Genomic DNA, 12,049 nt, shown 5'->3' with positions numbered 1-12,049 from the left:
CGTCCAGTCGATATCCTCGAACCAGATGTCCGGGTTATCGAGCGCCAGTGCCTGCTGGAACCACAATTCGGCCTGGGGGTCGACGGAAGGCAGGTGCTGGTCCTGATAGACGCATGCGAAGGTCTTTCTGTGCGGGTTAAACAGCGGCAGTTTGGTGTAGCGCGGCAGATCGGACATATTCGCAACGAATCGGTTGGTTACTGGCGTCATAAGGCCGCCCCATGCGGAAGCGGCAAACAGACAAGGGGCGACGAGAGCAATCAGGAATAGCTTCAGGCGTCTGGCAATACGCTTCATATGCGCGCCGCTCAGACCGTGACGTCGGCAGGAACAGTAGTGGAGGCAACCATGGTGGCGGTTGAGCGGTGGTCTTCGAATTTCAGCAGAAAGCCCTGCATGGCTTGATGCCTCATTCTCAGATCGCCGTTATCCTGCATTCGTCTATTCCAGTCCTGGAAAACAGCGGGAACCCTTTCCGGATCACCTGTGCCGTGAATACTCTTGTCGGAGTGCAGTTCAAAAATCTTCTGCCGCAGTTTGCCTACCATCTCCTGGCCAGACGCGGCAATGTTGATCTCGCTGTCTACGGCCATACTGCGCTGGTTGATGTTTGCACTACCGACAGTCACAAACACGTCGTCAATCAGCATCAGCTTCGAGTGGATGTAAATTTCGCGGTATGCCATCCTGCGCGCGGCGTCGAGACCGCTTGTGCGTAACCGCGCAATGCTCACCTCCAGTCCGTATGTACGTTCCAGTTGCTGAACACTGATCCGGTCCAGAACCTTATGCTGCTGGGGCACCGTCACGGCTCCGCCCATTCCGTCGTCTAACGTGACATCGTAGGACGCAGTCTTCGCGTCTGGATAGTTCTGGCTGAGCGAGCCATTCTTGACAAGACCGCCCTGCGCCTCCATCGCGTCACTGTGTCCGAGTTCGCTCAACATGTCGTGAGTACGTGGCACCATGCCGTCCTGCTCCGGGTGCGGGATGACGATGAACAGATGCAGCTTTGGGATGTCCGCGAGAGGCTTGCCGTACTTGCTGCACCACCATCGACAGTATTGGAGGCGTGCGTCCTTCAGGTTGCGTGCCAGTTCTGGATAGAAGAAGTACTGGTTCTCGATATAAATATAGTTACGCGCCCAGGTCGTTGCCTGCATATAGAGCGCCTTGATTGTCTTTTCTCTTTCATGCGCCTGTGTGCGTACTATCTGGACGATCTGGTTGGGGTCTGTTGGGAGAGTGAAGATTTTCGGCGGCAACGGCTGCTCTGCGATTTTCCATGCGGATGGCGCGTCCTCGTTCCACGCCGCCACAAAATTCTGGTGCAGCCGCTCCAGCGCGGGACCAACCAGACGACAGGCATAGTCCTGGTACGGTTTGGCGTGTTTGTACGACGCGGCGCTGGCCTTGTTCTCAGTCGCTGCTTCGTGCCCGATCTCTTTCTGGACGCTGCCGCTTGACCAGGATTCTCGGAACGGATCGTCGACTTCGTGAGCAGTGCGGTCCCAGAAATCGGTTACGGAATTCAGTCCCATGACGTAGCCGACTGCCTTACTCCCACCGTCGTAAGCGTAGTCAATCAGGATGGGCTTTTGATGGTGCGTGCCGAATCCATCCAGCAGTGCCAGCTCGCTCGCCGACGGCTGATCCTTTTCGTCCTGCAACCCGTGATTGGCATCGAGGAGACTGACATCACGCAAGACGATCTGCAGGTTCGTCGTTTTGCTGGGGTGTCCGTTGGCCATATAGCCGAGATTTCGGAACCACCATCCTCGACAGTAGTCTTGACGCGACTGTTCCGGATAGGGCGAAGTGAACGGGCCTATCTGAGCGGTGTCGGTGTAGCCAGGCATGTTGTTCTGCACCGCCGATGCGACTGAATTGAACCAGATCAACAGCCGCACCTTGACGCCTTGGTCCGCAAGCTGTTCGAGCAAAGAGCCATATGTATGGCCGCGTGGCCACTTGTCGTTTCTCGTGCGCTCCAGTTCCATGCCAGGATCGAAACCCCAACAGATGATGTCCGCCGATTCTTTCGCATCGTTAAGATCTTTCGCGATGGACCTGAAGCCTTCCTCGCCACAAATCTTGAAGTCCAACTGGTTGCCGTAGTACTTCTTTACCCTTGGGTCCGTCTCCAGGAAGAACTGTGCCGAACTCTGGGCCTTTCGTCCCTGCTCATCGATGGCCACCGTTGCCGCATTCTGCGTATCGAGGTGATCTGCCATGTCGTTATTCCTTGTTCAGATAGTCAGATTGGCTGGACTGGGACGGACCTACGCGAGGCGCTCGCCGCGGTTCGAACGCTGATCGGCATGCGCGGGATCGGCATGAAGCGCATCCTTGACCTTCAGCTCGAACTGCCCACCATTGCTCAGTTTCACGCGATAAGCCGATGTACCAGGCTGGTGATTCTTCACGACCACCCGGCCGGACTCGTCGGTCGCGCCTTCCGCAATCTTTGCGTCGCCCTTGTACAGCTCGTATGGCTCGTATGCGTAGTGGTGCGCTTCATCCGGCAATGCGCGCAGCGCAAAGTGCAGGTCCTGCTGCATATCCTGCGATTCAGGCAGCTTCGGTTTGCCGACGTTGTCCGGTCCGGTAAAGACCCGGCCCGCCGAATGGACTTCAAACTGACCGGATGTACCGCTGCGGATCTGGCCCGCTGTCCAGCGCGTATAGCTTCCGCCACCGCCAATTTCCACTTCCTGATCGGCGCTGATGCGAATCGTGGTAGCCGACACTGTCACGTTGAGTTTCGCGAGCAGGTTGATACTGTCCTTCAGCGCCTTGAGATCGATGTCGCCCGACATCGCCACCAGCCGCCAGCCGCATGCCTGCACCACGGTGCGGATGCCGTTCGCCACGCTGACCAGCAGTCTCCGGCCCACGGACAGTGCCGTATGGCCGCCCGAAGTCATCGCCACATGTTCGCCGGCGGCCAGATGCATCGAGCACGGCGTATTGCCGGCCAGCCCGGCTTCGCCGTTGAGCACGAGGTGCGCCTTGGACAGTTCGGGGAAATGACTCTTCTGCTGATTGGCCTTGCCGCTGCCGCGAATGTCGTCGTGCTGTGTCCGCAGGGCGCTGGCCACAGCGTCCTGATCACCGCGCTCCTGCGCCTGCTGCGCGCGCGCGAGCGTGGCGAAGGCATCATGCTGGTCACGCGCGGTTGCCAGTTGACCAGCCGTCTCGGTCATATCCTTCATGGGCGCAGACGCACCACTGCGAGGCGCCGTCGTGATCAGCATGCCCTGATTGGCGCGCAGCACGCCATGTGCGTCAGTGCCCAACTCGAACCCTTCACCGCGTTCCCTGTCCCGTCCCGCGTGTCCGTCGATGCGCGTGTTGTACCCCAGCACCAGCCGCGACTGCGCGTGGTCGCTCGCCACCTGAACCTGAAGTTTCCCGGGTGTATCGTCGGTGACCACGCTATTAGCCGACTGGCCTTTGAGATCCTGGCTCCGCCAGCCCGACAGCGCATCGTTCTTCGGCAGTTGCCACGGCGCCTGGTGGAACTCCGTCGTATGTCCGGAGATGATGTATGGCCGGTCAGGATCACTGTCGTAATAGCCCACCAGCACATGATGGCCGACGCGCGGCAGCCACATCGCGCCGTGCTCGACTCCGTGCCACGGCGATGCCACGCGCAGCCAGCAGCTCGCGTTTTCATCTTTCTCGCCGATACGGTCCCAGATGAAGTGCGCCTTCACGCGTCCGTATTCGTCGCAATAGACGGGCTCATCACCGTATCCGGTGATGAGCGCCGTTTCCGCATAGGCACGCGGCCTCTTCGCCCTCTGCGGCGTGCGATAAAACGTGTTGGCGGGCACTGCGGAAAACTTGGTCGTGCAACTGTATTGCAGCTCGATCCCGCCGCTCTGCGTAACCGTGTCATTGTTGACGAGATCGATATCAGTGGATACGACGAGGTATTCGCCATCGCCCGGTTTAAGCGGATAGCCTTCGAGCGTGAACGTATGCCCCGTCATCAGCCCACGCAGATTGCCTTTGCCGTTCGCTCGCAGGCTCTTGGCGCGATGCGCTTCGACCTTCACGCGCGCCAGATGCTCGCCTTCGAACTGCGGGTCGCCGCGCAGGCCGGCCGTGCCCATCGGCCCTTCGAACGGCTGCGAATAGTCACCCCACGCGTACTCCTCGGCGTTGTCGAAGGCGCGTTTGCTGTAGTCCTCCTGGCTGACGGCCAGATTGCCCAGCGACTGCGTATAGTCGTAGTCGGTCAGCGCAACCTTGCCCGTCGTGATCTGCCGTGCGACGTGGAATTCGTGAACATGTTCTTCATCGATGCGCTGCCCGTTGCGGTCCACATAGCGCAGCGTCTGATACGCCGGGCCATGCTTCTTGTACGCACCGGGCGAGTCGCACAGCACCAGCGTGCTGCCGGTGAAGAAGAATGTAATACCCCATTCTTGCCACAGACGATTCAGAAATGCGAAGTCGGACTCCCACCACTGCCGCTGGTACTCGCGCTTAGGATAGGGACGGCGCTGCACGCCCGGACCGGCCAGCCGCAGTTCGTACGGAAATGGATAGCGCTGAAGGGTGTCTTCCGTGATCTGAATGACTGAGCGCTCCTGCCAGAGCCTGCTGTCGCGGTTCAATGTGGCGAGCCAGAGCCAGGGACGAATCCTGAGGCGGTAATGCGCGCGCTGGTCATCTGCGCCAATGCACTTTGCCGCCACGATCAGGCCCGTGAGCTTGCGGATATCCGCGCCGATATTGGCCGTGCCAGTCGCACCTGTCGCTCTCGCCATCCAGGTGCCGTTTCCTTCAATGGCAATATGAACCGTCACTTCCTTGCCGATCAGTGCGTCCACATCCACCAGCGCTTGCGCCTCGCTGGCCGTCAGCGTTGCGTCGTCGACCGTACTAAGTTCGACCTCATAGTCATACAGATGTCCGAGTTTTTCTTTGCCGCGCAGGCGCGAAACGGCAAACAGCGGTTCGCCGCTCCATTGCGGCAACGCCTTGCCGGTAATCTCCAGCGTGCGCGGCTGTTTGAGCCACGAGTTGATCCATGACATTCGCCTGCTCTCCCTGACTGCGTTGAATACCTGACCCGGTTCAGGCCGTGCCGCGCGTACCCATGCGCGGTGGCCAGTGTGCGATCGGTCCGCGCTGCGTGGAGCGCAGCACGGTCGTTGTAAACGAGTGCGTCGATACGTGCCGCGCGACGTAACGTTCAAGCACAAGGCCCAGCGTGTAGGGACTCACGCCGCCGAATCCGCTTTCGTCAAAGGTGAATTCGCACTCGATGCCGCGTCCGAACCCAATCGGGCTGTTACCGGGCAACCTTCTGTTGACGGGCGTAGCCTGCGCACGCACGAGGCTCTCGATCTGCCGCCCCAGCATCCCCGCATCCGGCATCACGAACAGACGCAGACGACGACGCACACCTTCGCCCGGATGGGCTTCGTCGTAGTGGTCGTCAAACATCCGGTAGTCGAGCTTCAACTGGGCCATCAGCTGCCAGGCCCGATCGCCGAAAGCCAGTGGCGGCTGCGGCGCGGTGGGCGCACGCACCAGGCCGATGCGATCAGCCGGAATCGACCTGTCCAGGAACAGGTCATTGCTGCCGTCGCACGTCAGCACGCAGGGCAGGTCGCGGTTGGTCAGCCACGCCTGCAACGAGAGGTAGCGGATGCCTTCCGTATTCGGCTGCTCGTCGTGGTCGACCAGCGAAATAAATGTGCGTGTCTCGGTAAAGGAGCGGCGCGTACCGTAGTGACGGTCGTCTATCTCAGTCCGGTTCAGTTCGCGGCGGATCGTGAAGTAACGCGAATTGCGACCAGCGTACCGGTCTACTGGCATATGCAGCGGATCGAAACGGAATGTCTCCGATTCTTCGGAAACCTGTCCCCATGCCGTCTCCACCGAGTGCACATCGTAGTCATGCGGTGCGGACGGCACGGGCACGAGCCGATGCGATTGCGCCGCGGGAGCCAGGTCGAGCCGTCCGGTCCGTCGGGGAAACAGGTTGATGACAGGTGTACAGAACAGCGCGAAATGCGCGGCGTCGACGGTTTCCGCAAGCTTGTCCACGGGCCGCTCCAGCAGGATCACGACCTCGGCCTCGCTGCGGTCGATGCTGGCGAGCCCCGTCCTGAGGCCGGTCAGCGTGAAGAACCAGAAGCGCGCCGGACAGGCGAAATACTCCTGCAGCAGGTTGTGACCGTGAAACCTGTCAGGCACAGCAGGCAGCAGGCTCTGTTGTGGTTCGAGCGCGTCATGGACGACTGCCTTGCGCGTGACGGCATGCAGCGATCCGGTTGCGAACTGACCGGGAACGCCGGTGACGCTCGCCACGACGGCGGCGTGAACCAGCTCGAACAGGTGCGAAGCGTTCGCTTCGTCGCCACAGAGATACACGGGCAACCGGTCCAGCCCGTCGAGACTCGCGATGGGCGCGCCGTTCGTGGTACGCAGCCGCAGGCGCAAAGCCCCTTGCACGGCTCGACCGGCTGGAACAAAACGGTCCAGTGCGGGGATGTCGGGCGGAATCCCGGTCAGGCGCGCCTGCACGATTTCCAGCGGGTACAGCGCGACATCCTGGCTGCTGCGGAACTCACAGGCTGTGCGCTCGCCATCGGGAACGCGCGAGATGAAGATCGTGCCGCGCGGCACGACTGTTCCGTTTGCAGCGTGCTTGCCTCGCGCGCGCGGGAAGAGGCGGGCGACGGCCATCGAGGGCGTCGGACAGGTGTAGTTCGCGTAGACGGTTTGCAGCAGCGGCAGGATGAACCCGGGAAAGGCATCGTCCAGACGCATCTGCATATGCGCGGTGACGAAGGCCGAGGACTGAAGCAGGCGTTCGACGTAGGGGTCGCCGATTTCGCCTGCGTGCAGGTTCATGCGCCGTGCAATCTTTGGATGCTGTTCAGCAAACTCCAGCGCGAGTTCGTGCATGTAGAGCAACTCATGGCTGTAATAGTCCAGCAGGCGTGGGTCCATCCGGTCAGCTTTCGAAAGGTCGATCGAACATGATATTTAGCGGACGATTTGCCCGATTCATGAGAAAAACATGACAGCTTTCATCTCTTCGATTCATATGGAATCCTGAAAAAACATCATGAAAGTGTTGCCGCAGAAGAATGAGTAAACCGTATTTCGTTGTGACGCGCTATCAGATGCCGCGGAAAGCTCTGTGAGATTTTTCTGGTAACGTTAAATTTCGACTTCAAATAAAAAAGCCCGCTCGCGGCGGGCTGAAAGCGGTCTTATCCCAGAGGATGACTCTAGGCAGGGCGGAAAATGTTGGGGCGCTCTATCATCAGCGTTGGCGAGTCGGCGTGTCCAGATAAGGACACGCGACCGGGACGGCGAAAGTCCGATCGAGGCAAAAGATTCAAGCTTGGTCGCTTGGGGGACCGCACGTCGGCGAGCAGGCCAGCCGTCCTGACCGGGTGTACGCGATGGGCGCACTCAAGCCCGTCCTCGGTGGGTGCCTTCCGCGTGTCCGGCGCTGCCTGGACAATCTCACCACGGTTCTTGCGGTGATCGCCAGACTCGCTGCCGCACGCAGCGGTCACGCTTCTTTCCTCGACCACCCAGAAAAAGCCAAGCCCCATGTCCATCTCGCGTACAGGTTCGCTTGATGGAATGGGGCTTAAGTTGAGAGCGTTGCCCCGCACAGGGACAACGCTAATAGACCACTAACAAAGCAAGGAAAGGCCAAAGGCCCACGCGCTAAGCCAAAACCGCAATCAAACTTGCCGCAGACAATATTCCGCGACGGCATCGAGAACCGCTTCATCCTCGCCCACAGCAACAGCGCATTTAATGAGAACAGAAGGATGCAACGCCTGGCACTGTTCGATCACCAGAGGCAGATCTTTCCTGACATGCCCCCCTTGCCCAAAAAACACCGGCACGACGGTGACCACTTCACAGCCTTGAGCAACAAGCTCCCCCACGGCTGTAGGCAAATCCGGCTCCATCAACTCAAGAAACGCCAGCGCCACAGGTCCGGAGTCCGGAGAAGCGTCCCGCAACTTAACAGCCAAGCGCTCAAAAGGCTGGCGCCACCGCACATCCCTGGCGCCATGGCCAAACAGAACGATACCGTGCATCGCCATGAAAACCGCTCCTAATGCCGATCAACCCACTTCAACCCAACCAACCCAAGCACCAGATAAACCAACCCAGGCGTAGCCGCGGTCAAAGGAGCAGGCCAGGTATTCAACGTGCCGATATGCGAGAACAAAGTATTGAACAACTGAAAACTCATCCCCAGCATGATCCCGCCAAAAACCTTCATCCCGACGACACCAGCCCGCGTATGCAAATACGCAAACGGTAACGACAAGACCAGCATCACGAACACAGCAAACGGATACAGCAACTTGCGCCACAACGCAATTTCATACCGCTGTGTATCCTGATGATTCTCAGTCAAATGCTGGATATACCGGAACAGATTGAACATCGACATCCGATCCGGCGACACCAGCAGCACCGACAGAATCTGCGGCGTCAATTCCGAGCGCAGCGAATATTCCGGCACGGTCACTTCCTTCGCCCGATACACCGGATTCAGCGCATCGGCGGGCGTACCCGGAGGAGGCGGCACATCGATCAATTGCGTATCGGTCACGCCAGTCAACTGCCAATGACCCGGCGGCTGATACTTGCCACTCTTCGCGGTCCGCACGTTGGAGAGCCGGAACTTCGAATCGAATTCATAAATGCGCACATTGCTGATCGTCGCATCCGGCTTCAATTCGCCGACGTTCACGAAGCGCGTCACCTGCTCGCCGTCCGCGCGCGCCGTGAGCGTATCTTTCACCCACACACCGGACTCGAAGTTACTCGACACGGAAGACCCCAGCGCCTCGAGCCGCACACGCTCCGACAACTGATCCGTATAAGGCCCGACCACCTCGCCGATCAGATAAGTCAGCAAAACCAGCGGAATGCCGATCTTCAACAGCGAACGCAAAGCCTGATTCGTAGCAAGCCCGGACACGCGGAAAATCGTGTACTCGGAGTTCGCCGCCATCTGCGCGAACACATAAATCGCGCTGATCAACGCCGCGACCGGAATAATTTCGTAGAAGCGCGACGGTGTTTGCAACGCAACCCGCAACACCGCGTACTGGAATTTGTAGTTGCCGTGCCCGACCGAATTCAATTCGTTGATCAGGTCAAAGAAGAAAAACAGACCTGAAAAAGCAAACAGAATAAAGATGAACGTGAGATAGATCTGACGCGCGAAGTACCTTTCATAGATGCGCATCGGTCAGACCCCCTCCGAACGGCTGAACATCGCTCGCGTGAAGAGCGGCCGGTTGCGCACGCGCAGCCAGAAAATAAACGTGACGATCGCCGCGACGATCACGTGCAGACCCACCAGTCCGACCGGGAACGACATCTTGCCCTGCTCGATCCACGACTGCACCACGTTCAACAGATTCGAATACGTCAGATAGATCAGCACGGCCATCACGAGATTGATGGTGCGGCTGCGCCGCGGATTCTGGTGCGCGAGCGGAATGGCCAGCAGCATCAGATTGATCGCAATGAGCGGCAGCCCCGCACGCCACGCGAATTCGGCGAGATTGTCGTTGGTGGGGTTGCGCAGCAGCGTGAGCGTGGGCGTGCCGGTCGTACTGGGCGTATTGACGACCGGCTGGCTCTGGATCTTCACGCCATAGCGTTCGAACTCCATGATGCGGAAATCGGGCTGCCCCGGCTGGCCGTCGTAACGTCGGCCGTTTTCCAGCACCACGAAGCGATCGCCGTTCTTACGCGTTTCCGTATGGCCGGTCTTCGACACGACCACGTTGACCTTGCCGTTCTCCGTGCTGGTCACGAACACGTTTTCCACGCGCGCCTGGTCGGGCGACATCTTCTCGATGAAGAACACGCGGTGGCTGGTGGCCGATTCGCGGAATTGACCCGGCGCGAGCAGCGAGACCTCGTCGCGTTGCTGGAAGCGCGCGCGGATCAGCTTGCTCTGCTGGTTCGACCACGGCCAGCCGACGAACACGAAGAACATGATGAGGATGATGATCGGCGTGGCAAAAATGCCGATCGGCTTGATGAAGCGCGTCAGACTGACACCAGAAGAGAGCCACACGACCATCTCGGAGTCTTTGTACCAACGGGTCAGGACGAACAGGATCGACACGAACAGGGTCGCGACGAGCATGATCGCCAGGTAGCCGATCACGGTCAGGCCGATCAGGACCAGCACGTCGCGCGGGTCGATCTCGCCCGAGGCTGCGAAGCCGACGATGCGGATCATCATCGTCGTCAGCACGAGCGTGAGGAGAACCATGAACACGGCACCAGCCGTATACGCGAGTTCGCGCTGGAGGGAGCGTTCGAAGATCATTATTGATGATGAGAGGGGGCGCTCTCAGTGGCGCACGGGTTGCTTCCCGTCACACCTCCGGTGCAGCCGCCGCAGGAAAAATAGCGGATAATTGCGGCTTTCATCCTAAGCCCAGATTTTATCCGAGGACAAGCGCGATGGACTTTAGCATAAAAGCCTGTGATTGGACCAAAGGCTCGTCAAACGGTTTCCTGACTGGGAAATCGGATTGCATCGTAATCGGCGTGTTCGAGTCGCAGACCCTGTCGGGCGCGGCTCTCGAGATCGACGAGGCCACCCGCGGCCTGCTGACCCGCATCATCAAGGCCGGCGACATGGACGGCAAGGCCGGCACCACGCTGTTCCTGCATGAAGTGTCGGGCATCGGCGCGTCCCGCGTGCTGCTGGTCGGCCTCGGCAAGCAGGACGCTTTCAACCAGAAAGCCTACGGCGACGCCGTGCGGGCCGCCTGGCGCGCGCTGCTCGGCACCAAGATCGTCCAGGTCACCTTCACGCTGGCGCAACTGCCGATCCTCGAACGCACGGCCGATTGGGGCGTGCGCGCCGCGATCCTCGCGCTGCGCGAACTGACCTACAAGTTCACGCAGATGAAGAGCAAGCCGGAGAATTCGGTGCGCGCCTTGAAGCGCATCGTCTTCAGCGTCAATACCGGCGACGAGAAGGCCGCCAAGCTGGCCGCGAAGCAGGGCGCCGCGCTCGCCAACGGCATGGACCTGACACGCGACCTCGGCAATTTGCCGAGCAATGTCTGCACGCCGACCTACCTCGCCAACACCGCAAAGAAGCTCGCCAAAGACTGGAAGCTGAAGGTCGAAGTGCTGGGCGAAAAACAGTGCGAAGCGCTCAAGATGGGCTCGTTCCTGTCGGTCACGGCCGGCTCGGTCGAACCGGCGCAGTTCATCGTGCTGCAGTATCAGGGCGGCGCCGCGAAAGCCGCGCCGGTGGTGCTGGTCGGCAAGGGCGTGACGTTCGACACGGGCGGCATCTCGCTGAAGCCGGGCGAAGGCATGGACGAGATGAAGTACGACATGTGCGGCGCCGGTTCGGTGCTGGGCACATTGCGCGCCGTCGCCGAAATGGGCCTGAAAATCAATGTGGTCGGCATCATTCCGGCGGTTGAGAACATGCCGTCGGCCACGGCCACCAAGCCGGGCGACATCGTCACCAGCATGAAGGGCTTGACGATCGAAGTGCTCAACACGGACGCTGAAGGCCGCCTGATCCTGTGCGACGCGCTCACCTACGCTGAGCGCTTCAAGCCGGCCGCGGTGGTCGACATCGCCACGCTCACGGGCGCGTGCATCATCGCGCTGGGCCACCACAACAGCGGCCTGTTCTCGAAAGACGACGCGCTGGCGGGCGAGCTGCTCGACGCATCGCGTGAAGCGTCCGACCCGGCCTGGCGCCTGCCGCTCGACGACGAGTATCAGGATCAGCTCAAGTCGAACTTCGCGGATCTGGCCAACATCGGCGGCCGTCCGGCGGGCAGCGTGACGGCGGCGTGCTTCCTGTCGCGCTTCACCGAAGCCTATCCGTGGGCGCATCTGGATATCGCGGGCACGGCGTGGAAGAGCGGTGCGGCGAAGGGTGCGACCGGCCGTCCGGTGCCGTTGCTCGCGCAGTTCCTGATCGATAGGGCCGCTGACGGTCGCGCCTCACAATGACGCAATGCAGTAAAGGTGCGGG

General features: G+C 60.2%; 7 protein-coding genes. 1 reads left to right on the top strand and 6 read right to left on the bottom strand.

Annotated elements, in window-relative coordinates:
• Window positions 1–308: 308 nt before the first annotated feature.
• The 6 genes from B0G71_RS15550 to lptF form a co-directional block, all read right to left on the bottom strand.
• Window positions 309–2,234: a phospholipase D-like domain-containing protein gene (locus tag B0G71_RS15550; RefSeq protein ID WP_116142643.1), complete on the bottom strand. Its 1,926-nt coding sequence runs from the start codon at window positions 2,232–2,234 to the stop codon at window positions 309–311.
• Between the two features lie 48 nt (window positions 2,235–2,282).
• Window positions 2,283–5,051: a type VI secretion system Vgr family protein gene (locus B0G71_RS15545; protein ID WP_116142642.1), complete on the bottom strand. Its 2,769-nt coding sequence runs from the start codon at window positions 5,049–5,051 to the stop codon at window positions 2,283–2,285.
• A gap of 40 nt (window positions 5,052–5,091) precedes the next feature.
• Entirely contained in the window at window positions 5,092–6,978 is a 1,887-nt protein-coding gene (gene tssF / locus B0G71_RS15540) for a type VI secretion system baseplate subunit TssF (RefSeq protein WP_116142641.1), read from the bottom strand.
• Window positions 6,979–7,730: 752 nt separating this feature from the next.
• Window positions 7,731–8,102 carry a sirohydrochlorin chelatase gene (locus B0G71_RS15530; protein WP_116142639.1) on the bottom strand — a complete coding sequence of 124 codons (372 nt, stop codon included), beginning with the start codon at window positions 8,100–8,102 and terminating at the stop codon, window positions 7,731–7,733.
• A gap of 11 nt (window positions 8,103–8,113) precedes the next feature.
• Complete coding sequence (gene lptG / locus B0G71_RS15525) at window positions 8,114–9,262, bottom strand: LPS export ABC transporter permease LptG (RefSeq protein ID WP_116142638.1); 1,149 nt, start codon at window positions 9,260–9,262, stop codon at window positions 8,114–8,116.
• A gap of 3 nt (window positions 9,263–9,265) precedes the next feature.
• Entirely contained in the window at window positions 9,266–10,363 is a 1,098-nt protein-coding gene (gene lptF, locus B0G71_RS15520) for an LPS export ABC transporter permease LptF (RefSeq protein WP_116142637.1), read from the bottom strand.
• 137 nt (window positions 10,364–10,500) lie between these two features.
• Between lptF and B0G71_RS15515 the strand changes: the two genes are divergently transcribed.
• Window positions 10,501–12,027: a leucyl aminopeptidase gene (locus tag B0G71_RS15515; protein WP_116142636.1), complete on the top strand. Its 1,527-nt coding sequence runs from the start codon at window positions 10,501–10,503 to the stop codon at window positions 12,025–12,027.
• The last annotated feature ends 22 nt before the right edge of the window (window positions 12,028–12,049 follow it).

Origin of the sequence: Paraburkholderia sp. BL27I4N3, from assembly GCF_003386115.1 — a bacterium.
Lineage (GTDB): Bacteria > Pseudomonadota > Gammaproteobacteria > Burkholderiales > Burkholderiaceae > Paraburkholderia.
Note: the sequence above shows the minus strand (reverse complement) of the source record. Positions and strands in the feature narration are given on the sequence as shown.

Bases quoted from the DNA above. Each gene is read 5' to 3' on its own strand.
- B0G71_RS15550 (WP_116142643.1), bottom strand. From the start codon at position 2,234: ATGGCAGATCACCTCGATACGCAGAATGCGGCAACGGTGGCCATCGAT.
- B0G71_RS15545 (WP_116142642.1), bottom strand. From the start codon at position 5,051: ATGTCATGGATCAACTCGTGGCTCAAACAGCCGCGCACGCTGGAGATT.
- tssF (WP_116142641.1), bottom strand. From the start codon at position 6,978: ATGGACCCACGCCTGCTGGACTATTACAGCCATGAGTTGCTCTACATG.
- B0G71_RS15530 (WP_116142639.1), bottom strand. From the start codon at position 8,102: ATGGCGATGCACGGTATCGTTCTGTTTGGCCATGGCGCCAGGGATGTG.
- lptG (WP_116142638.1), bottom strand. From the start codon at position 9,262: ATGCGCATCTATGAAAGGTACTTCGCGCGTCAGATCTATCTCACGTTC.
- lptF (WP_116142637.1), bottom strand. From the start codon at position 10,363: ATGATCTTCGAACGCTCCCTCCAGCGCGAACTCGCGTATACGGCTGGT.
- B0G71_RS15515 (WP_116142636.1), top strand. From the start codon at position 10,501: ATGGACTTTAGCATAAAAGCCTGTGATTGGACCAAAGGCTCGTCAAAC.